We start from the raw sequence: 20,804 nt of genomic DNA, 5'->3' as shown, positions 1-20,804 counted from the left end.
ATTTACCTTAGGAGCACAGCATGACTAACAAAATCATCCTTGCACTCGAAGCAGAGCAGATGACCAAAGAGATCCCTACCTTTGCCCCGGGCGACACCATTGTCGTTCAGGTGAAAGTGAAGGAAGGCGACCGTTCGCGTCTGCAAGCGTTCGAAGGTGTTGTTATCGCCAAGCGTAACCGCGGCGTAAACAGTGCATTCACCGTTCGTAAGATCTCCAACGGTGTTGGCGTAGAGCGTACTTTCCAGACCTACTCCCCGCAAATCGACAGCATGGCTGTCAAGCGTCGCGGTGACGTACGTAAAGCCAAGCTGTACTACCTGCGTGACCTGTCGGGTAAAGCAGCTCGCATCAAGGAAAAACTGGCTTAAGTCCAGCTTCCGATGCAGAAAAAAGCAGCCTACGGGCTGCTTTTTTGTTGCCTGCGATTTGTCCGTTCCCTGTAATAGGAGCTGGCTTGCCAGCGAAGACGGCCGTCCAGTCGATGAATGTGTCGACTGAAACACCTCCTTCGCTGGCAAGCCAGCTCCTACAAGGCGAATCGATCTGTCAGGCGCCGCTGATCTCGGGCTGAATCAACGCCAGAAGCGTCCACCCGGCAGCAGGCTTCAACGTGCTCTCCGGCGTCACCACATGCACCCAGCCGCTGTCGTCGCGCACGAACAGCAAAGTCGCCCGCTCACCATGCAGCGCGCGGTAATCGTCCCAGCCGAAGCCATCCGTCAATGTCGTGCTGTATAGCTCCGAGCCCTGGCTCAACTGGCTGGCGAGCTTGGCGTAGGTCAGCGCTTCGCTGCCCAATTGATTGCCGCGATGTTCAAGGCTGGTGCGGTGTTTGTCGGTGCGGCGGCTTTCCTGGCCGCTGGCCAGGCCGAACATGCGCTGATGGCCCAGTTCATGACGAAAGCGCATCAGCGCCAGGGTGTTCATCTCGCCAGAAGGCGACAGCGCCAGCAAGTGCCCAAGGCCTACCAGGTCCAGATGTGCATCGGCATGTTGTGACGCCGGATTGCCAAAATAAGTCGGCAAGCCTTCCATCCGCGCTACGCGAATGTTTTCCCAGCTCGAATCCGTCAGCAGTACGCGACTGCCTAGTTGTTGCAGTGCCTTGCCCAGGGTGCGCGCAGGTCCGTTGGCACCGATGATCAGGAAACCACTCGGTGCCGGTTCCGCCACCTTCAGCAAGCGAGCCAGCGGTCGTGCCGTCGCGCTTTGCAACACCACCGTGCCGATGATCACCGCAAAGGTGAGCGGCACCAGCAGCAATGCCCCCTGATGGCCGGCCTCATGCAGGCGAATGGCGAAGATTGCCGACACCGCCGCTGCCACGATACCCCTTGGCGCAATCCACGCCAGCAGCGCTCGCTCACGCCAACCCAGGCTGGAGCCTGCCGTGCTTAGCAGCACATTCAAAGGACGGGCGATGAACTGAATGACCAGCAGCAAAATCAGCACCAGTGGCCCGAGGCCGATCATGGCATTCAAGTCCAGCCGTGCCGCCAGCAGAATGAACAGGCCGGAGATCAGCAGCACGCTGAGGTTCTCCTTGAAGTGCAGGATGTGCCGCACGTCGACGCCTTTCATGTTGGCCAGCCACATGCCCATCAAGGTCACGGCCAGCAACCCGGATTCGTTGGTGACTTCGTTGGAGCCAATGAAAATACCCAGGACTGCCGCGAGCGCTGCCAGGTTGTGCAGGTATTCCGGCAGCCACTGGCGGCGAATCAGTGTACCGAGCAACCAGCCGCCAGAAACACCGAACAGGCTGCCGCACAGAATCACGCCACCGAAGGTCAGCAGGCTTTCCTCGAGGCCGTTACCTTTGGAGCTGGCGATAATGAAGCTATAGACGACCACCGCCAGCAGGGCACCGATGGGGTCGATGGCAATGCCTTCCCAGCGCAGGATGTTGGCAATCGACGCTTTCGGGCGCACGACGCGCAGCATAGGCACGATCACGGTCGGCCCGGTCACCAGGGTCAGGCTGCCGAACAGGATGGCCAGCATCCAGTCGAAATCCAGCAGCCAGTGAGTGGCGACAGCAATGACCACCCAGGTGGAGAGGGCGCCAATGGTGACCAGACGATGGACGACGCTGCCGATTTCGCGCCATTCGGACAGATGCAGGGTCAGGCTGCCTTCGAACAGGATCAGCGCCACTGCCAGTGATACCAGCGGCATCAACAGTGGTCCGAACATCTCCTGCGGGTCGAGCAAGTGCAGCACGGGGCCGGCCAGGATGCCGGTCAACAGCAGAAAAAGAATCGCCGGCAATTTCAACCGCCAGGCCAGCCATTGGCAAAGCAGCGCCGCCGCGCCTATCCCGCCAAATGCCAATAAAATCTGCTGCTCGCTCATTGCTGCTCCCTGTTCCTTGAAATGGCGGCCTATGAAAGACTAGCGGCCGTTTCCATGTCCAATTTTAATTTCGTGCGCGGCCTCCAGGCTGCATGATTCGAGTACCCATGCCTGCCATCGATAACCCGCTGATAGACCAATTCCTCGATGCCCTGTGGCTGGAGAAAGGCCTTTCCGATAACACCCGCGATGCCTATCGCAGTGACCTGGCGCTGTTCAACGGCTGGCTGCAGGACAAGGGGCTGGAACTGGTCAATGCCGGTCGCGAGTTGATACTCGACCACCTGGCCTGGCGCCTGGAGCAGAACTACAAGCCACGCTCCACGGCGCGATTTCTCTCGGGTGTGCGTGGCTTCTATCGCTATCTGTTGCGGGAAAAGGTGATCTCGGTCGATCCGACATTGCGCGTTGATATGCCGCAACTCGGCAGGCCACTGCCAAAGTCCTTGTCCGAGGCGGATGTGGAAGCCTTGCTGAAGGCGCCCGACTTGAGCGAAGCCATCGGTCAGCGTGACCGGGCCATGCTTGAAGTGCTGTATGCCTGTGGCCTGCGGGTGACCGAGTTGATCAGCCTCACTCTGGAACAAGTCAATTTGCGTCAGGGCGTGTTGCGCGTGATGGGTAAAGGCAGCAAGGAGCGGCTGGTGCCGATGGGCGAGGAGGCAATTGTCTGGGTCGAACGCTACATGCGTGATGCCCGCGGCGAACTGCTTGGCGGGCGTCCCAGCGATGTGCTGTTCCCGAGCCAGCGTGGCGAGCAGATGACCCGCCAGACCTTCTGGCACCGCATCAAGCATCAGGCCAAGGTCGCCGGGATCGGCAAGTCGCTGTCGCCGCACACCCTGCGCCATGCCTTTGCCACGCATCTGCTCAACCACGGCGCAGACTTGCGGGTGGTGCAGATGCTGCTGGGGCACAGCGACTTGTCGACGACCCAGATCTACACTCACGTTGCCCGGGCACGCTTGCAGGATCTGCATGCCAAGCACCATCCCAGAGGCTAACGCAGCCCTTGAAATGGAATACAGACCTGTGGCGAGGGGGCTTGCCCCCGTTGGGGTGCGAAGCAGCCCTAAAACCCTTCACCCAGTTCATTCAGGCACCCTGCATACATCGGAATCACGGCTGCTGCGCAGCCGAACGGGGGCAAGCCCCCTCGCCACAGGGGCCTTATGTGATAGGCTTGGCCGGTTTGCACGATGGGCGGTTATGACCCGGTGTTTCGGCACGGGCGTTCTGATCGTCCCATATGTTCGCCTTCAGGAGTTCTCATGCGTCTGACCCAGATTTTCGCCGCCGCAGCCATTGCGTTGGTCAGCACCTTTGCCGTCGCCGATGACGCGGCCGACAAAGCCATTCGTAAAAGCCTGGAAAACCTCCAGCTCGAAGTGCCGGTAGAAAGCATCACCGCCAGCCCGTTGCCTGGCCTGTACGAAGTCAAACTCCAAGGCAGCCGTGTGCTGTACGCCAGTGCCGACGGCCAGTACGTGGTTCAGGGCTACCTGTTCGATCTCAAGGACGGCAAGCCGGTCAACCTGACCGAGAAGACCGAACGCCTGGGCATCTCCAAGCTGATCAATGATATTCCGGTTGCGGAAACCGTGGTGTACCCGGCTATTGGCGAAACCAAGTCGCACATCACCGTATTCACCGACACCACCTGCCCGTACTGCCATAAGCTGCACGCCGAAGTGCCCGAGCTGAACAAGCGCGGCATCGAAGTGCGTTACGTCGCGTTCCCGCGTCAGGGCCTGGGCTCGCCGGGCGACGAACAGTTGCAGGCAGTGTGGTGCTCGAAAGACAAGAAAGCGGCCATGGACAAAATGGTCGACGGCAAGGAAATCAAGGCCGCCAAGTGCGATAACCCGGTTTCCAAACAGTTCGCACTCGGCCAGTCGATTGGCGTGAACGGTACACCGGCCATCGTTTTGGCCGACGGTCAGGTCATTCCGGGCTACCAGCCTGCGCCACAAGTCGCCAAACTGGCGCTGGGCGCGAAGTAAATTCGCATCGTCACGGTCAGCCATTGACGATCATGGTCCGGTAGCGACATTCGCCGGGCCATCAATAGAGAACCGCGAGTCTGCGGTTGTTTTCACGGCCGGCCTCGAGTCGGCCGTTTTATGGGGAGTTCACAGTGAAACCGGTCAAAGTAGGCATCTGTGGGTTAGGAACCGTCGGTGGCGGTACCTTCAACGTACTTCAGCGCAACGCCGAGGAAATTGCTCGTCGTGCCGGGCGTGGGATCGAAGTGGCACAAATTGCCATGCGCACGCCAAAGCCTCAGTTCCAAACGACCGGTATTGCGATTACCAACGATGTCTTCGAAGTGGCCACGAACCCTGAGATCGACATCGTTATAGAGCTGATGGGCGGCTACACCGTTGCCCGCGAGCTGGTACTCAAGGCCATCGAGAATGGCAAGCATGTGGTCACCGCGAACAAGGCACTTATCGCCGTTCACGGTAATGAAATTTTCGCCAAGGCTCGCGAGAAGGGCGTGATCGTTGCGTTCGAAGCGGCGGTAGCCGGTGGCATTCCGGTGATCAAGGCGATCCGCGAAGGCCTGTCCGCCAACCGCATCAACTGGGTGGCCGGCATCATCAACGGCACCGGCAACTTCATCCTGACGGAAATGCGCGAGAAAGGTCGTACCTTCGAAGACGTATTGGCCGAAGCCCAGGCCCTGGGTTACGCCGAAGCCGATCCGACCTTCGACGTCGAAGGTATCGACGCCGCCCACAAGCTGACGATCCTGGCGTCCATCGCGTTCGGCATCCCGCTGCAATTCGACAAGGCTTACACCGAAGGCATCACCAAGCTGACCACCGCCGACGTGAACTACGCCGAAGCGCTGGGCTACCGCATCAAGCACCTGGGCGTGGCGCGTAGCACCGCGGCCGGTATCGAACTGCGCGTGCACCCGACGCTGATCCCGGCCGATCGCCTGATCGCCAATGTCAACGGCGTGATGAACGCGGTAATGGTCAATGGCGATGCTGCCGGTTCGACCCTGTTCTACGGTGCCGGTGCCGGCATGGAGCCGACCGCTTCGTCGGTGATCGCCGACCTGGTGGACGTGGTCCGCGCCATGACTTCCGACCCGGAAAACCGTGTACCGCACTTGGCGTTCCAGCCGGATTCGCTGTCGGCTCACCCAATCCTGCCGATCGAAGCCTGCGAAAGCGCCTACTACCTGCGTATTCAGGCCAAGGACCATCCGGGCGTATTGGCTCAGGTCGCGAGCATCCTCTCGGAGCGCGGCATCAACATCGAGTCGATCATGCAGAAGGAAGCCGAGGAGCACGACGGCCTGGTGCCGATGATCCTGCTGACCCACCGCGTGCTGGAACAGCACATCAACGACGCCATCGCTGCTCTGGAAGCTTTGGCGGGCGTGGTTGGTCCGGTCGTACGTATCCGTGTCGAGCACCTGAACTAAATAAAAACAGCGGCGAGCTGTAAGCCCCTGGCGACAAGTTGAAAGCAGTCCAGCTTTAACTTGTCGCTTATGGCTTGAAGCTCAAAGCTCAAACCGAAGGTTTGCCCCTATGCGCTACATCAGTACCCGCGGCCAGGCACCGGCCCTGAATTTCGAAGACGTCCTGCTGGCAGGTCTTGCCACCGACGGCGGTCTGTACGTCCCGGAAAACCTGCCACGTTTCACCCAGGAAGAAATCGCTTCCTGGGCCGGCCTGCCGTATCACGAACTGGCTTTCCGCGTCATGCGCCCGTTCGTCACCGGCAGCATTCCAGACGCTGATTTCAAGAAAATCCTCGAAGAAACCTACGGTGTGTTCGCCCACAGCGCCGTGGCACCGCTGCGTCAGTTGAACGGCAATGAATGGGTGCTGGAGCTGTTCCACGGTCCGACCCTGGCGTTCAAGGACTTCGCCCTGCAACTGCTCGGTCGCCTGCTCGACTACGTGCTGGAAAAGCGCGGCGAGCGTGTTGTCATCGTCGGCGCTACTTCCGGTGATACCGGTTCGGCCGCCATCGAGGGCTGCAAGCACTGCGAAAACGTCGACATTTTCATCCTGCACCCGCACAACCGGGTGTCCGAAGTGCAGCGTCGGCAGATGACCACCATTTTCGGTGAGAACATTCACAACATTGCCATCGAAGGCAACTTCGATGACTGCCAGGAAATGGTCAAGGCGAGCTTCGCCGACCAGGGTTTCCTCAAGGGCACTCGCCTGGTGGCTGTGAACTCGATCAACTGGGCGCGGATCATGGCCCAGATCGTCTACTACTTCCACGCAGCCCTGCAGTTGGGCGGCCCGGCGCGTTCGGTGGCGTTCTCGGTACCGACCGGCAACTTCGGCGACATTTTCGCCGGTTACCTGGCGCGCAACATGGGCCTGCCGATCAATCAGTTGATCGTCGCCACCAACCGCAACGACATCCTGCACCGCTTCATGAGCGGCAACCAGTACGTCAAGGAAACCCTGCACGCCACTCTGTCGCCGTCCATGGACATCATGGTGTCATCGAACTTCGAACGCTTGCTGTTCGACCTGCATGGTCGCAACGGCGCGGCAATCGCCGGGTTGATGGATTCGTTCAAGCAGGGCGGTGGTTTCAGCGTCGAGCAAGAGCGCTGGACCGAAGCCCGCAAGTTGTTCGACTCGCTGGCCGTGGATGACGCGCAAACCTGCGAAACCATCGCCGAAGTCTACGAGCAGACTGGCGAAGTGTTGGACCCGCACACTGCCATCGGCGTGAAAGCCGCGCGGGAATGCCGCCGTAGCCTGGACATTCCAATGGTGATCCTGGGCACTGCCCACCCGGTCAAATTCCCGGACGCCGTGGAAAAAGCCGGTGTAGGAAAAGCGCTCGAACTGCCTGTACATCTTTCTGATTTGTTTGAGCGAGACGAACGTTGCACCGTATTGCCAAATGACTTGAAGGCCGTGCAGGCCTTTGTCAGCCAGCATGGCAACCGTGGCAAGCCGCTGTAACCGGTCAGCGCTGTAACATTTTGAAGCCCGTCTCCTGACGGGCTTTTTCATTTCTGCATGCACACTTGTCATGTTATCGCCGCGAAAGGACAGGCGTATGGATCACCAAGGACATGGGAATGCTGTTTACAAGTGTGTTCAAGTCAGTCACGCGCTGGCTGTTTTTGCTCGGCATCCTGGGTGTTGCCCAATGGGGAGCGGCAAGCCCGGCAACGATCCAGGAGCGTGGGAAGTCTGTCGCACGTTCAGTGGTCGTGCTGGATGACCAGGAGTTGCAGTGGATAGCCAACCATCCACGGGTCGTGGTCACGGCACTGGAATACCCGTTGTACCAGTTCAAGGATGAGTATGGTCAATGGACGGGTCTGAACAATGACCTGCTCAAACGCATCAGTGACATGACGGGGTTGCAGTTCGTTTACCAAGAGTCTTTTTCCACCGATCAGATGCTGGCCCATCTGGAAAGCGGCGCTGCGGATTTGAGTACGACCCTGGCGATGAATGACGAACGCAAGGCGTTTCTCGATTTCAGCCATGCGTTCGGCGGTGCAGGATGGGTCTTTGTCGGGCAGCCCGGAACACCACCGGTGCAGTCGCTGGAGGATCTGGCGAAGCGGGTGGTGGTGCTGCCGACCCGGCATGCACTGGAAGCGATGATCCGTCGCAATTATCCGTCCATCGAGTTGCGTTCGGTTAAAACCCACGCCGAAGCCCGCGCCTGGGTGGAAAGCGGCGAAGCCTACGCCACTATCGAAAGTGAAATCCGCGCCCAGCTTATTCCGTCGGACCGGCTACAGATCGGCGCCGTGGTGCCGGGCAAATGGGATGGGGATTATCTGGCGGTGCGCAAAGGCCAGCCGCAGTTGCTGAGTATCCTCAACAAGGCGCTTGAGGCGTTTACTGAACAGGAACTGCGCGATCTTCGCCGTAAGTGGTTCGGCGGCGCTATCACGCTACAGGCACCTGGCTTCTGGCAGCGATTTGACACGTGGATTTGCTGGGGCATGTTTGTGCTCAGCCTGTTCTGTCTGTTGTCCCTGCTCTGGAATCGGCGGTTGGCGGTGGTGGTCAGGCAGCGGCTCGATGCCCAAAGGAGCCTGCACGATCAGCTCGCATTCCAGCATGCCCTGATGGATGCCATGCCTGACCCGATGTTTGTCCGGGACCTGCACGGGCGTTTGATCATGTGCAACAAAAGTTATGAGGACGCCCTGGCGACACGTTTTGACCGGATGCAGGGGCGGCAGCTGATCGAAGTCGATGTCATGCCCAGACAAACCGCGGAACTGCTGCATGGCGAATTTCTGGCGCAGTTGAAAACGCGCCGGTCGCGCTTCTTCGAGCGTCAATTGTTGTTCAAGGAAGGCGTCAGGGATATCTACCAGTGGACGGTGCCGTTCTACACGGCGGATGGCCAGCTACGAGGATTGTTGGGGGGCTGGGCCGACATCGCCCGGCGTACCCGACAGACGTGATGGTTGCGTTTTTTCTCTGTCATGTTCGCCGTGCATGCTCTCTTGACTGGGCTGCAGGTTCGCCTGCGGTCAGTATCCAGAACTTTCTTCTCGGGCCAGCGGTCATTTGTTGTAGGCATGCCCCAGGCACGTTGTTTTCAGACTATTGAGTGGTGATCGGGATGGAAAGTATCAGTCTGTTGCTCGGTGAAGCGCTGAGCCCGTATCAGGTTACGTTGACCCCGTCAGGCATTCGTGGCGAATGCCGGGTGACCCTGAAGAATGCTATCGGTGCGACGGTGGTCGAGCGCGAGTTCAATCAGGCCCAGTTGAATGACAAGCGCCTGCTGACGGATGTGGTCGACGGTTTGCACCGCGACGTGCTGATCGCCGAAGGACGCCTTGAGCCTTGTGTCATCGCGGCATTGCGTAATGCGGCACAGGACAAGCTTCTGTCCAGCCGCAATTGAACGGTTTTTTGTGGGAACCTTCCCGCGCCCAGGTCGGTCAGACTTTGTAACAGCAGGATCAAGCATTGTGCTCCGGTGCTTGTAGCTTGCTGCTACTGGTCTCTAAGCAGGCCACGTTTAACCCCGAGTCGTCTCCCCACTTCTTGGGGTTTCTTTTTGCCCGGGATTTTTCATGGCTGCGCCAGATTGTCGAAAAACGCCTTGGTGTCTTTCAGGTAATCGCTGCGACTTTCGGGGTCCAGCCAGGCGGCGTAGGCCTCATCAAGGCGTTCGCGGGGAAGGGTGCGCAGCACCTGGTTGATTTCGACAATGGCCTGGCGGCCCTTTGGCGTGTCGGTGCAACCGATGTAACCGGACAGGTATTTGCCCGTGCCACTGATTGGATAGAACTGCAGTTCATCCTCGGCGATGCCTTGCAATGAAGCCTGGTAGCGAATTTCCGGGCGATAGCCCAACAGCAGGCGCAAGCGTCCCAGGCGCTGCATTTGCAGCAGGCTGCCCAAGGCGTCGTTGCCGTAATGAGGCGTCAGTGCATCGACTGGCGCTTGCTTGAGCAGCCCATCGAGGTATTCGCCGTAATTGCGCTCGGCAATAACGCCCAGTTTTTCGCGGCCGCTGGCGAGCAGCGCTGCCAGGTCCACTTCGCCATCCTTGATGAAGGGAGCCAGCACTTTCTGGTCAGCGCGCCGCACGGCCAGGCCATTGCTCATGGCGCGAAAGACCGGAATGGAAAAGGCGATCCATTGTTCCCGTTCCTTGCTCCAGTTCAGCGCAGCGTCGCAGACGAGAGACGGTTCGTGGAGCATTTGCAGCCCACGTGCGCGATTGACCCTCATCACGCTGTGCTGGTACTGCGGCATGCCGGCTATCAAGAGTGGAAGTAGTTGATCGATGACGCCCTGGCCTTTTTTCGGCCCGTCGAAGATCGTCAGCGGCGGCAGGTCGCGCTTGAGCCAGATCAGGTTTTCCTTGGGTTGCGCCAGGGCTGACGGGATCGGTTCGAGGAGCAAGAGTAAAATCGCCAGCATGCACGGCAGCCACCCGTCGCGCGACGGGTAGCGTCGAGGTGGGCGCCTCAGATCAGATGGCTCCGTCTTTGCGCAACTGTGCGATCCGCGACGCGTCATAGCCAAGTTCCTGGAGTACCTGTGCGTTGTGCTCACCCAGTTGAGGCCCGACCCATTCACATTCACCGGGTGTCTCAGAGAGTTTCGGCACAATGCCTGGCATCTTGAAGTCTTTGCCGTCCGGCAGCTTGGCTTGCAGGAACATTTCCCGCGCCAGGTACTGGGGGTCATTGAACATGTCTTCGGCGCTGAAGATCCGGCTGGCCGGCACGTCGGCCTGATTGAGTTGCGCCAGTACGGTGTCCAGCGGCAACGAGTTGACCCAGCGATCGATGACGCCATAAATTTCGTCGCGTCGGGCATCGCGGCCATCGTTGCTGGCAAGCTGCGGGTCGTTCGCCAGGTCTTCCCGGCCAATGATCAGCATGAAGCGTTTGAAAATCGCATCGCCATTGGCGCCGATCTGCACGTGTTTGCCGTCGGCACTGGTATGGATCGAGGACGGGGTGATGCCCGGCATGATGTTGCCCGTGCGTTCGCGGATGAAGCCGAACACGTCGAACTCGGGGACCATGCTTTCCATCATGGCGAAGATGGCTTCATACAGCGCCACGTCCACCACTTGCCCCTGGCCGCCGTTGACCTCGCGATGACGCAGGGCCATCAACGCGCCGATCACGCCCCAGAGCGCGGCAATCGAGTCGCCGATGGAAATGCCAGTGCGCACCGGTGGCCGATCCTCGAAACCGGTGATGTAGCGCAGGCCCCCCATGGACTCGCCAACCGCGCCAAAGCCGGGCTGATCTTTCATCGGGCCGGTCTGGCCGAATCCCGACAGCCGCACCATGACCAGTTTCGGGTTCAAGGCGTGCAGGACGTCCCAGCCCAGGCCGAGTTTTTCCAGGACACCGGGACGAAAGTTCTCGATCAGAATGTCTGCTTCGCTCAGCAGTTGTTTCAGAATCGCCTGGCCTTCGGGGTGCTTGAGATTGAGGGTCAGGGATTTTTTGTTGCGCGCCTGGACGAACCACCACAACGAAGTGCCTTCATACAGTTTGCGCCACTTGCGCAACGGATCGCCGCCGTCCGGGGACTCGACCTTGATCACGTCGGCGCCGAACTCGGCGCAAATGCGTGAAGCAAACGGGCCGGCAATCAAGGTACCCAATTCGATGACTTTCAGACCGGAAAGCGGTTTGGCGGTGAACGGCATGCGGGATCCTGTAGGACAAGGGTTGAGCGAATACAGCGTTTTAACATAGCCGACTGTCAGGCGCTTGAGGTTGATCACCTTCAATTCGTGGATTGCCCGTCGCATCGGTTAGACTTGCCGCCTTTCCTCGTATCAAGAAGCCCGTTCATGGCCCAGCCGTCCACGACCTACAAGTTTGAACTGAACCTCACCGACCTCGACCGCAGTGTCTATGAGAGCGTGAAGCAGACCATCGCCCGTCACCCTTCGGAAACCGAAGAGCGCATGACCGTGCGCCTGCTGGCCTACGCCCTCTGGTACAACGAGCAGCTGTCCTTTGGCCGTGGTCTGTCGGAAGTGGATGAACCGGCCTTGTGGGAAAAAAGCCTGGATGACCGCGTCCTGCACTGGATCGAAGTCGGCCAGCCCGATGCCGAGCGCCTGACCTGGTGTTCGCGCCGTACCGAGCGCACCAGCCTTTTGGCCTACGGCAGCCTGCGCGTGTGGGAAGGCAAGGTGGTGCCGGCGGTGAAAAACCTGAAGAACGTCAACATCGCTGCCGTGCCTCAGGAAGTCCTGGAAACCCTGGCCAAAGACATGCCCCGCGTCATCAAGTGGGACGTGATGATCAGCGAAGGGACGATCTTCGTTACCGACGACCGTGGTCAGCACGAAGTCCAGTTGCAGTGGCTGGCCGGTGAACGCGGCTGATTTTTCGTCACTGCACTGCGTCACCCGGTTTTATCCTACGTATTGAAGAGAAGCTCCTGTCACCCCATGCGCATCGAACCTCGCTTGCTGCCCGACACCCTGCCATTCCTCGGTGATATTCCACCGCTGTTGACCCGCTTGTACGCAGCGCGGGGCGTGCAATCGGAGGCGGAACTGGACAAGAGCCTGGCGCGGTTGATTCCGTTCCAGCAACTCAAGGGCATCGATGCCGCCGTGGATCTGCTGCTGACGGCGCTCGAACAGCGCCAGCGCATTCTGATCGTCGGCGACTTCGATGCCGACGGCGCGACAGCCAGTACCGTGGGCACGCTGGGCCTGCGTTTGCTGGGGGCGGCGCATGTCGATTACCTGGTGCCGAACCGTTTCGATTACGGCTACGGCCTGACACCGGAGATCGTCGCGGTGGCGCTGGAGCGTCAGCCGCATTTGCTGATCACCGTCGACAATGGCATCTCCAGCGTCGAAGGCGTGGCAGCGGCGAAAAAGGCCGGGCTCAAGGTGCTGGTAACCGATCACCACTTGCCCGGTGACGAACTGCCCTTGGCTGATGCCATCGTCAACCCGAACCAGCCGGGTTGCGAATTTCCGAGCAAGGCGCTGGCCGGTGTCGGGGTGATTTTTTATGTGCTGATGGCCCTGCGTGCGCGGTTGCGCGAGCTCGGCTGGTACACCAGCAAGCCGCAGCCGAATATCGGCGAACTGCTCGATCTGGTGGCCCTGGGCAGCGTGGCCGACGTGGTGCCGCTGGATGCCAACAACCGGATCCTGGTGCATCAGGGCCTCGAGCGGATTCGCGCCGGGCGTGCACGGCCGGGGATCAAGGCGATCCTCGAAGTGGCCAAGCGTGACCATGCGCGCATCACTTCCACCGACCTGGGGTTCATTGTCGGCCCGCGACTGAACGCGGCAGGACGCCTGGATGACATGAGCCTGGGCATCGAATGCCTGCTGACCGAAGACGCAGGCCTGGCTCGTGAAATGGCTGCTCAATTGGACGGCATGAACCAGGATCGCAAGTCCATCGAGCAGGGCATGCAGCGTGAAGCGCTGGCGCAGCTCAAGGATTTGCCAGTGGAGTCGATGCCGTTCGGCTTGTGCCTGTTCGATCCCGAGTGGCACCAGGGTGTCATTGGTATCCTCGCGTCGCGGATGAAAGAGCGCTACTTCCGCCCGACCATCGCCTTTGCCGATGCAGGAGATGGCCTGCTCAAGGGCTCGGGGCGTTCGGTCCAGGGTTTTCACATCCGCGATGCCCTGAGCGTGGTGGCGGCGCAGCATCCGAATCTGATCACCAAGTACGGCGGCCACGCGATGGCGGCCGGGCTGACGTTGCCGGAAGCGAATTTCCCCTTGTTCGCCGAAGCCTTTGACGCTGAAGTGCGCCGGCAGCTGCGCGAAGAAGACCTGACGGGCCGCCTGTTGTCGGACGGCACCCTGGCTGTGGAAGAATTCCACCTGGAACTGGCCCGCGCCCTGCGGCATGCCGGCCCTTGGGGGCAGCATTTCCCGGAGCCGTTGTTTCATGGGGTGTTCCAGTTGGTCGAACAGCGGGTCGTGGGCGAACGGCACCTTAAAGTCGTGCTGAAAAGTGAATGTGGTTCGGTGAAGCTCGACGGCATCGCCTTCGGGATCGACCGCGACATCTGGCCGAATCCGACCATCAAGTGGGTGGAACTGGCCTACAAACTCGACCTCAACGAGTTTCGTGGCAACGAGACTGTGCAACTGATGATTGCCCACATCGAACCGCGATAAGTCGGATCACTGCCTTGCTTTTGTGGCGAGGGGGCTTGTCGGATCGCCGCACCGCCCCGTTGGGCTGCGAAGCGGCCCCAAATCTGCTATCGAATTCGGCAAGATAAACCGTGCCGAATCAATTTGCGGCTGCTGCGCAGCCGAACGGGGGCAAGCCCCCTCGCCACAGAACCTCGATTTACCTGCTATTGAGGTGTTTCAATTCTTGAACCCTCCCTGATCCCCCGATGTCGACTAGGCTCTAAGCACTGCTTGATTTTGGCCTTGTGACGTCTTGTCGAATTTTTTGCCCGCGGGGGCGGGTGCTGTACCTTTTTCCTGTCACTCGTCGACTATTCAAACAGAACCTGGAGCCTGCCCACTGATTCGAGAGGTGCCCCATGAGTCTGCTGCTTGAACCCTTTACCCTTCGCCAATTGACCCTGCCCAACCGCATCGCGGTATCACCGATGTGCCAGTATTCCAGTGCCGATGGCCTGGCCAATGACTGGCACCTGGTCCACCTCGGCAGCCGCGCTGTCGGCGGCGCCGGGCTGGTGTTTACCGAAGCCACGGCGGTCACCGCCGACGGGCGTATCACCGCTCAGGACCTTGGTCTGTGGAATGACGAGCAAATCGAACCTCTGCAACGCATCACCCGTTTCATCACCGCCCAGGGGGCCGTTGCTGGCATTCAACTGGCCCATGCCGGGCGCAAGGCCAGTACCTACCGGCCTTGGCTCGGCAAGCATGGCAGCGTCAAACCCGACGAGGGCGGCTGGTTGCCGGTCGGACCTTCGCCGATTGCGTTCGACCCGCAGCACACCCAACCCAGACAATTGGATGAAGGCGAGATCGCCAATGTGATCCTGGCCTTTGTCGATGCGGCAAAGCGCTCCCTGACGGCCGGTTTCAAGGTGGTCGAAGTGCACGCGGCCCATGGTTACCTGCTGCATCAGTTCCTGTCGCCGCTGAGCAATCAGCGGCGCGATCAATATGGCGGTTCGTTCGAAAATCGCATCCGGCTGGTGCTGCAGGTTACCGAAGCGGTGCGTGCGGTCTGGCCTGAGGAGTTGCCGGTGTTTGTCCGGGTCTCGGCCACCGACTGGGTGGAAGACGGCTGGAACCCCGATGAAACCGTGGAGCTGGCGCGTCGTCTGAAAAACCTGGGGGCGGACCTGATCGACGTTTCGTCGGGCGGGACGGCGGTGAATGCCGAGATTCCCACAGGCCCTGGCTATCAGACCCGCTTCGCCGAACGCGTGCGCAAGGAGTCGGGCATGGCCACCGGCACGGTGGGCATGATCACCGAGCCGGCCCAGGCCGAGCACATCTTGCGCACCTGTCAGGCGGACATCATCTTCCTGGCCCGTGAGTTGTTGCGTGATCCGTACTGGGCGTTGCATGCCGATGACGATCTGGGCGGACACAAGGCCGTGTGGCCGGCGCAGTACCAGCGGGCGACTCACCGCGAGCAGCCCATTCACGAGTCGGATTTGCGCGACTGAATTCCATCGATACGAAAAAGCCCCTGAATCGCGCGACTCAGGGGCTTTTGTTTATGCCAGCGACCGATCAGGCGGCTTCGATCTTGCTGCGGTTCTGTTCGACCTGGTTCAGGTAGTCCTTGAGCTTTTCCTGTTCGGCCACCGTTGTGAACAAGCCAAGCTTGCTGCGGCGCCAGAGGATGTCGTGGGCGCTGGTTGCCCATTCTTCGCTGCACAGATAGTCGACCTCACGGGTGTAGAGACCGCCGCCGATGTGCTCGCCCAGATCGCTGAGGTCTTGTACGCCTTCGAGCATGCGCCAGGTACGGCTGCCATAGCTGGTAGCCCAGCGGCGAGCGATCTCGCTTGGCACCCAGTCGAACTTGTCGCGGATACGCGAGCTCAAGGCTTGTGGAGTGGTCATGTCCTCACCGCCGGGCAAGGTGGCGTTGGCGGTCCAGCTCGGCTGGATGTGCTTGAAATACGGTGCCAGTTGCGCCAGCGCCGACTCAGCCAGTTTGCGATAGGTGGTGAGCTTGCCGCCGAATACCGAGAGCAACGGCGCTTCTTCGCCAGTGCCAGACAGTGCCAGGGTGTAGTCGCGGGTCACGGCCGACGGGTTGTCGGATTCGTCGTTGCACAGCGGGCGCACACCGGAATAGCTGTGCAGGATGTCGTCGCGGCTGATCTGCTTTTTGAAATGGGCATTGACCACGTTCAGCAGGTAATCGGTTTCGCCATCGGTAATTGCCACTTTCGCCGGATCGCCAGTGTACTCGCGGTCGGTGGTGCCGATCAGGGTGAAGCGGTTCAGGTACGGAATGGTGAACACGATGCGCTGATCTTCGTTTTGCAGGATGTGCGCGTGTTCACCTTCGTACAATTTTGGCACGATCAGGTGGCTGCCCTGGATCAGGCGGATGCCGTATGGCGATTCCATCTTCAGGTCATCACGAATGAACTTCGCAACCCATGGCCCGGCCGCGTTCACCAATGCCTTGGCGCGGATCGAAAACAGGCTGCCATCGGCGCGCTCCAGGTGCAGGTGCCACAGGCCCTTGGTGCGGCGCGCGCTGACACAGCGGGTCTGGGTGTGCACGTGGGCGCCTTTTTCCCGGGCGGCCATGGCGTTCAGCACCACCAGGCGCGCGTCGTCGACCCAGCAATCGGAGTATTCGAAGCCTTTGGTGATCTCACTTTTCAGTGCGCTGTCGGGGCCGAACTTCAGGCTTTTCGAACCTTGCAGTTGCTCGCGCTTGCCCAGGTTGTCATAGAGAAACAGACCGGCGCGAATCATCCACGCCGGACGCAGGTGCGGGCGGTGTGGCAACACGAAGCGCATTTGCTTGACGATGTGCGGAGCCTTGGCCAGTAGCACTTCGCGTTCAGCCAGGGCTTCTCGCACCAGGCGGAATTCGTAATGCTCGAGGTAACGCAGGCCGCCGTGGATCAGCTTGCTGCTGGCCGACGAGGTATGGCTGGCCAGGTCATCCTTTTCGCAAAGGAACACCGAGAGACCGCGACCGGCGGCATCCGCTGCGATCCCCACGCCATTGATCCCGCCACCGATGACGGCGATATCGTAGACCTCAGCGAGAGGGGGCGTAGGCAAGGTAGAAGTGGGCATCGGCACGGCCTCGGAATTCTTTGATGTTCTGTATTTGAATTCGAACATTAATGTTCATTTGCGAAAATACTAGCCCATAAAGACGCGCGCAGCCAGTCAGCTTCGATTGAAAATACTCATCGAAGGGCCGGTAAAGGAAAATTTACGAACATTGAAAGGTTGCAGGCTGCTTTTGTGGCGAGGGGGCTTGCCCCCGTTCGACGGCGAAGCTGTCGCAATTGCAGCTGACCGAGTGAATCTGAATGATCTCGGTTGAATGGTTTGGGGGCCGCTTCGCAGCCCAACGGGGTCAAGCCCCCCTCGCCACAGGGGAGCGGTGTGCTTAAACGACCTCCAGCCGAACCTTGTGCTGGTTCAACAGCTGCGCCAGCGCCGGGGACGGCTGCTGATCGGTGACCAGGCAATCGACCAGGCTGATCGGCCCCAGGCGAATCATGGCGTTGCGTCCGAACTTGCTGGAGTCGGCGGCGAGGATCACTTGTCGGGCATTGGCGATGATCGCCTGGGATACCCGCACTTCCTGATAATCGAAGTCCAGCAGGCTGCCATCCTCATCGATACCACTGATGCCGACCAGGGCGAAATCGACTTTGAACTGGTTGATGAAATCGACGCTCGCCTGGCCGACCACGCCACCGTCGCGGCGCACGTTGCCGCCGGTCAGCAGCACGTCGAAGTCGTCCTTGGCGCTGAGCATCGAAGCCACATGCAGGTTGTTGGTGATGATTTTCAGGTGACTGTGGTTGAGCAGTGCCCGGGCGATGGATTCGGTGGTCGTGCCGATGTTGATGAACAACGAGGCATGGTCGGGAATCTGCGCGGCAATGGCTTCGCCGATACGCTGTTTTTCATCGCGCATCTGATCGGCGCGCATGGCGTAGGCGGTGTTTTCAACGCTGGAGTCGTAAGCCGCGCCGCCGTGGTAGCGACGCAACAAATTGGCTTCCGCGAGCTGATTGATGTCGCGGCGGATGGTCTGCGGTGTAACAACGAACAACGTGGCCATTTCCTCGATGCTGACATAGCCGCGTTCGCGGACCAGTTCGAGGATTTGCTGCTGACGGGGAGGCAGATTCATGGGGCTTCCTTTGGGCTGCCGTGCAAAATTTGCCCATGATGCCGCAGGAATCTGCTCCCTACCAGTTACATACAGATACGGAGGCTGGAGTTCGCTTACTCAGCCTCGTCTTCAGCCGCCCAATCGCGGGTGCGGCTGACCGCTTTTTTCCAGCCGGCGTAGAGTTTTTCCTTCGCCGTTTCATCCAGCGTCGGCTCGAACTGGCGCTCGATCACGGCCTTGCCGCGCAACTCTTCAAGGCTACCCCAGAAGCCACAGGCCAGGCCTGCCAGGTAGGCGGCGCCGAGTGCCGTGGTTTCGCGCATTTGCGGGCGCTCGACCTGCGTGCCGAGGATGTCGGCCTGGAATTGCATAAGGAAGTTGTTCGCCACTGCACCGCCGTCCACACGCAGGGCCTTGAGGCGTTCGCCGGAGTCCTGCTGCATGGCGTCGAGCACGTCGCGGGTCTGGTAGGCAATCGACTCCAGCGCGGCACGGATGATGTGATCCACACGGACGCCACGGGTCAGGCCGAACAGTGCGCCACGGGCGTACGGGTCCCAGTAGGGAGCGCCAAGACCGGTGAAAGCCGGCACCAGATACACGCCATTGCTGTCCTTGACCTTGTTGGCGAAGTACTCGGTGTCGTGGGCATCGTTGATGATCTTCAGCTCGTCACGCAGCCACTGCACGGTGGAACCGCCGTTGAACACTGCGCCTTCCAATGCATAAGCGACTTCGCCGCGAGGGCCGCAAGCGATGGTGGTCAGCATGCCATGCCGGGACTTCACGGCTTTGTCGCCGGTGTTCATCAGCAGGAAGCAGCCAGTGCCGTAAGTGTTTTTCGCCTGGCCTGGCTCGACGCACATCTGGCCGAACAGGGCGGCTTGCTGGTCACCGGCAATACCGCCGATGGCGATGCCGCTTTTGGTGTGGCCGTAGATTTCGGACGACGATTTGACCTCTGGCAGCATCTCACGCGGGATGTCGAGGACTTGCAGCATCTTCGCGTCCCACTCCAGGGTGTGGATATTGAAGAGCATGGTGCGTGAGGCGTTGGTGTAGTCGGTGACATGCACCTTGCCGCCGGTAAACTTCCAGATCAGCCAACTGTCGACAGTGCCGAACAACAGTTCGCCGTTGCGTGCGCGCTCGCGGCTGCCTTCGACGTTGTCGAGGATCCACTTGAGCTTGGTGCCGGAGAAGTACGGATCGGTGACCAGGCCGGTGGTTTCGCTGATGTATTGCTCGTGGCCATCGCGCTTCAGTTGCTGGCAGATCTCGGTGCTGCGGCGGCATTGCCAGACGATGGCGTTGTAGATCGGGCGGCCGGTGTTCTTGTCCCACACCACGGTGGTTTCGCGCTGGTTGGTGATGCCGATGGCCGCCACCTGGTCATGGTGCAGGCCGGCTTGCGCCAGGGCCTCGACCATTACCGCGCTTTGAGTGGCGAAGATTTCCATCGGGTCATGCTCGACCCAGCCGGCTTGCGGGTAATGTTGGGCGAACTCCCGTTGGGCGGTGCAGACCACGTTCGCGTCGCGGTCGAAAATGATCGCGCGGGAGCTGGTCGTACCCTGATCGAGGGCAATGATGTAGTTCTTATTCTGTGTGTCGGTCATGTCGATTGCCTTGGACGAAATAAGGGAGTGAGGTCTGGCGCGCGATCAAGGGGCAGGGCACGCGCCGACGGTATCAAGAAGTTCTGGGTTTGCCGTCAATGGCCGGTGTTTCATCCTTTGTAGCAGGTACGGCGCCGGGCAGATGGCGGGCAATCAGCCCGCGATAGGCGGCAGCGCCGAGGCAGGCACCGACAATCGGTGCAAAAACAGGAATCAGGAAATACGGAATATCGCGTCCGCCGGTGAAGGAAATTTCACCCCAGCCAGCGAAGAAAGTCATCAGTTTAGGGCCGAAGTCCCGCGCAGGGTTCATGGCAAAACCGGTCAACGGTCCCATCGAGCTGCCGATCACCGCAATCAGCAGGCCGATCAGCAGCGGTGCCAGCGGGCCTTTTGGCAGGCCATTGTTGTCGTCGGTCAGGGACATGATCACGCCCATCAGGATGGCCGTAATGATCACCTCGACCAGGAATGCCTGGGCGGTGGTCAACACAGGGTTTGGGAAGGTTGAGAACACCGAAGCCAATTCAAGGCTGGCTTGAGTGCCGCGAACCATGTGATGCGATTGTTCGAATTCGAAGAATAGATTGCTGTAGAGCGTGTAAACCAACAACGCGCCACAGAAGGCGCCCGCCACTTGGGCCAGTACGTAGAAAGGCAGTTTACGCTTTTCGAAATCCGCGAAAATGCTCAGGGCAATGCTCACGGCAGGGTTCAGGTGCGCCCCGGAAACCCCGGCGGTGAGGTAGATCGCCATGCTGACGCCGATGCCCCAGATAATGCTGATTTCCCACAAGCCAAAACTGGCACCCGCGACTTTGAGCGCGGCAACGCAACCCGTACCAAAAAAGATCAGCAGCGCCGTACCCAGAAACTCGGCCATGCATTGGCTCGAGAGCGACGGTTGTTGCAAAGCAGTTGTCATTGAAACCTCATTTTTTTTGTTGTCTGGCGCTTTTCCCATAGTGGTCGGAGCGCGTTTTTCGCCGAGGCAGGATCCCCATCCTGGTCACGGTTTGCTGCCGGGTGCTGCGGTAGGACGT

Annotated in this window: 17 protein-coding genes; 10 read left to right on the top strand and 7 right to left on the bottom strand. The window is 59.9% G+C overall.

Translation table 11 applies throughout. The annotated features are described in order from the left end of the window. Nucleotides 1-20: 20 nt before the first annotated feature. Nucleotides 21-371 carry a 50S ribosomal protein L19 gene (gene rplS / locus QMK54_RS25510; RefSeq protein WP_003175895.1) on the top strand — a complete coding sequence of 117 codons (351 nt, stop codon included), beginning with the start codon at nucleotides 21-23 and terminating at the stop codon, nucleotides 369-371. 178 nt (nucleotides 372-549) lie between these two features. Here rplS and QMK54_RS25505 read toward each other — a convergent pair whose 3' ends face one another. Further along, nucleotides 550-2,358, bottom strand: coding sequence for a sodium:proton antiporter (locus tag QMK54_RS25505; RefSeq protein ID WP_320401527.1), 1,809 nt, complete (start codon nucleotides 2,356-2,358; stop codon nucleotides 550-552). Between the two features lie 107 nt (nucleotides 2,359-2,465). On the opposite strand from QMK54_RS25505, the gene xerD reads away from it, so the two are divergent. The 6 genes from xerD to QMK54_RS25475 all read left to right on the top strand — a co-directional run bounded on the left by xerD (nucleotide 2,466) and on the right by QMK54_RS25475 (nucleotide 9,243). Then, nucleotides 2,466-3,362 carry a site-specific tyrosine recombinase XerD gene (xerD, locus tag QMK54_RS25500; RefSeq protein WP_223591644.1) on the top strand — a complete coding sequence of 299 codons (897 nt, stop codon included), beginning with the start codon at nucleotides 2,466-2,468 and terminating at the stop codon, nucleotides 3,360-3,362. Nucleotides 3,363-3,629: 267 nt separating this feature from the next. Further along, a complete protein-coding gene (dsbC, locus tag QMK54_RS25495; protein WP_110661271.1) occupies nucleotides 3,630-4,361 on the top strand; it encodes a bifunctional protein-disulfide isomerase/oxidoreductase DsbC in 732 nt (243 codons plus the stop codon). 134 nt (nucleotides 4,362-4,495) lie between these two features. After that, on the top strand, nucleotides 4,496-5,800 hold the full coding sequence (locus tag QMK54_RS25490) for a homoserine dehydrogenase (RefSeq protein WP_007998527.1): 1,305 nt from the start codon (nucleotides 4,496-4,498) through the stop codon (nucleotides 5,798-5,800). A gap of 109 nt (nucleotides 5,801-5,909) precedes the next feature. Beyond that, the gene (gene thrC / locus QMK54_RS25485) at nucleotides 5,910-7,319 is read left to right on the top strand and encodes a threonine synthase (protein ID WP_007971289.1); all 1,410 of its coding nucleotides are present in this window, start codon (nucleotides 5,910-5,912) and stop codon (nucleotides 7,317-7,319) included. A 119-nt stretch (nucleotides 7,320-7,438) separates the two neighbouring features. Next, on the top strand, nucleotides 7,439-8,794 hold the full coding sequence (locus QMK54_RS25480; protein WP_223591654.1) for a transporter substrate-binding domain-containing protein: 1,356 nt from the start codon (nucleotides 7,439-7,441) through the stop codon (nucleotides 8,792-8,794). Nucleotides 8,795-8,955: 161 nt separating this feature from the next. Further along, nucleotides 8,956-9,243 carry a DUF3509 domain-containing protein gene (locus tag QMK54_RS25475; protein WP_223591656.1) on the top strand — a complete coding sequence of 96 codons (288 nt, stop codon included), beginning with the start codon at nucleotides 8,956-8,958 and terminating at the stop codon, nucleotides 9,241-9,243. A 170-nt stretch (nucleotides 9,244-9,413) separates the two neighbouring features. Here the strand turns inward: QMK54_RS25475 and QMK54_RS25470 are convergent, their stop codons facing one another. Then, nucleotides 9,414-10,370 carry a TIGR02285 family protein gene (locus tag QMK54_RS25470; protein ID WP_320401526.1) on the bottom strand — a complete coding sequence of 319 codons (957 nt, stop codon included), beginning with the start codon at nucleotides 10,368-10,370 and terminating at the stop codon, nucleotides 9,414-9,416. Next, nucleotides 10,324-11,523: a CaiB/BaiF CoA transferase family protein gene (locus QMK54_RS25465; protein WP_110659834.1), complete on the bottom strand. Its 1,200-nt coding sequence runs from the start codon at nucleotides 11,521-11,523 to the stop codon at nucleotides 10,324-10,326. Before QMK54_RS25465 ends, QMK54_RS25470 begins: the two co-directional genes overlap by 47 nt. Nucleotides 11,524-11,670: 147 nt before the next feature. Between QMK54_RS25465 and QMK54_RS25460 the strand changes: the two genes are divergently transcribed. The 3 genes from QMK54_RS25460 to QMK54_RS25450 all read left to right on the top strand — a co-directional run bounded on the left by QMK54_RS25460 (nucleotide 11,671) and on the right by QMK54_RS25450 (nucleotide 15,476). Then, entirely contained in the window at nucleotides 11,671-12,213 is a 543-nt protein-coding gene (locus QMK54_RS25460) for a YaeQ family protein (RefSeq protein ID WP_007971297.1), read from the top strand. A 66-nt stretch (nucleotides 12,214-12,279) separates the two neighbouring features. Then, nucleotides 12,280-13,989 carry a single-stranded-DNA-specific exonuclease RecJ gene (gene recJ, locus QMK54_RS25455; RefSeq protein WP_110659833.1) on the top strand — a complete coding sequence of 570 codons (1,710 nt, stop codon included), beginning with the start codon at nucleotides 12,280-12,282 and terminating at the stop codon, nucleotides 13,987-13,989. 380 nt (nucleotides 13,990-14,369) lie between these two features. After that, nucleotides 14,370-15,476, top strand: coding sequence for an NADH:flavin oxidoreductase/NADH oxidase (locus QMK54_RS25450; RefSeq protein WP_110659832.1), 1,107 nt, complete (start codon nucleotides 14,370-14,372; stop codon nucleotides 15,474-15,476). Nucleotides 15,477-15,543: 67 nt separating this feature from the next. Here the strand turns inward: QMK54_RS25450 and glpD are convergent, their stop codons facing one another. The 4 genes from glpD to QMK54_RS25430 form a co-directional block, all read right to left on the bottom strand. After that, complete coding sequence (gene glpD, locus QMK54_RS25445) at nucleotides 15,544-17,082, bottom strand: glycerol-3-phosphate dehydrogenase (protein ID WP_110659835.1); 1,539 nt, start codon at nucleotides 17,080-17,082, stop codon at nucleotides 15,544-15,546. 322 nt (nucleotides 17,083-17,404) lie between these two features. Next, nucleotides 17,405-18,160 carry a DeoR/GlpR family transcriptional regulator gene (locus QMK54_RS25440; RefSeq protein WP_007971301.1) on the bottom strand — a complete coding sequence of 252 codons (756 nt, stop codon included), beginning with the start codon at nucleotides 18,158-18,160 and terminating at the stop codon, nucleotides 17,405-17,407. Nucleotides 18,161-18,255: 95 nt separating this feature from the next. Further along, nucleotides 18,256-19,761 (bottom strand): glycerol kinase GlpK, encoded by a 1,506-nt coding sequence (gene glpK / locus QMK54_RS25435; RefSeq protein WP_223591668.1) that lies wholly within the window; start codon nucleotides 19,759-19,761, stop codon nucleotides 18,256-18,258. Nucleotides 19,762-19,834: 73 nt separating this feature from the next. Continuing rightward, nucleotides 19,835-20,686, bottom strand: a complete 852-nt coding sequence (locus QMK54_RS25430; RefSeq protein WP_110659831.1) for an MIP/aquaporin family protein — start codon at nucleotides 20,684-20,686, stop codon at nucleotides 19,835-19,837. Between the last annotated feature and the right edge of the window lie 118 nt (nucleotides 20,687-20,804).

The sequence above is a fragment of the Pseudomonas sp. P5_109 genome, assembly GCF_034009455.1.
Lineage (GTDB): Bacteria > Pseudomonadota > Gammaproteobacteria > Pseudomonadales > Pseudomonadaceae > Aquipseudomonas.
Note: the sequence above shows the minus strand (reverse complement) of the source record. Positions and strands in the feature narration are given on the sequence as shown.

Coding starts and splice junctions, on each gene's coding strand:
- QMK54_RS25475 (WP_223591656.1), top strand. CDS start 8,956: ATGGAAAGTATCAGTCTGTTGCTCGGTGAAGCGCTGAGCCCGTATCAG.
- thrC (WP_007971289.1), top strand. CDS start 5,910: ATGCGCTACATCAGTACCCGCGGCCAGGCACCGGCCCTGAATTTCGAA.
- QMK54_RS25460 (WP_007971297.1), top strand. CDS start 11,671: ATGGCCCAGCCGTCCACGACCTACAAGTTTGAACTGAACCTCACCGAC.
- QMK54_RS25505 (WP_320401527.1), bottom strand. CDS start 2,358: ATGAGCGAGCAGCAGATTTTATTGGCATTTGGCGGGATAGGCGCGGCG.
- QMK54_RS25450 (WP_110659832.1), top strand. CDS start 14,370: ATGAGTCTGCTGCTTGAACCCTTTACCCTTCGCCAATTGACCCTGCCC.
- rplS (WP_003175895.1), top strand. CDS start 21: ATGACTAACAAAATCATCCTTGCACTCGAAGCAGAGCAGATGACCAAA.
- glpK (WP_223591668.1), bottom strand. CDS start 19,761: ATGACCGACACACAGAATAAGAACTACATCATTGCCCTCGATCAGGGT.
- QMK54_RS25480 (WP_223591654.1), top strand. CDS start 7,439: ATGCTGTTTACAAGTGTGTTCAAGTCAGTCACGCGCTGGCTGTTTTTG.
- QMK54_RS25465 (WP_110659834.1), bottom strand. CDS start 11,523: ATGCCGTTCACCGCCAAACCGCTTTCCGGTCTGAAAGTCATCGAATTG.
- QMK54_RS25430 (WP_110659831.1), bottom strand. CDS start 20,686: ATGACAACTGCTTTGCAACAACCGTCGCTCTCGAGCCAATGCATGGCC.
- xerD (WP_223591644.1), top strand. CDS start 2,466: ATGCCTGCCATCGATAACCCGCTGATAGACCAATTCCTCGATGCCCTG.
- recJ (WP_110659833.1), top strand. CDS start 12,280: ATGCGCATCGAACCTCGCTTGCTGCCCGACACCCTGCCATTCCTCGGT.
- QMK54_RS25470 (WP_320401526.1), bottom strand. CDS start 10,370: ATGACGCGTCGCGGATCGCACAGTTGCGCAAAGACGGAGCCATCTGAT.
- QMK54_RS25440 (WP_007971301.1), bottom strand. CDS start 18,160: ATGAATCTGCCTCCCCGTCAGCAGCAAATCCTCGAACTGGTCCGCGAA.
- glpD (WP_110659835.1), bottom strand. CDS start 17,082: ATGCCCACTTCTACCTTGCCTACGCCCCCTCTCGCTGAGGTCTACGAT.
- dsbC (WP_110661271.1), top strand. CDS start 3,630: ATGCGTCTGACCCAGATTTTCGCCGCCGCAGCCATTGCGTTGGTCAGC.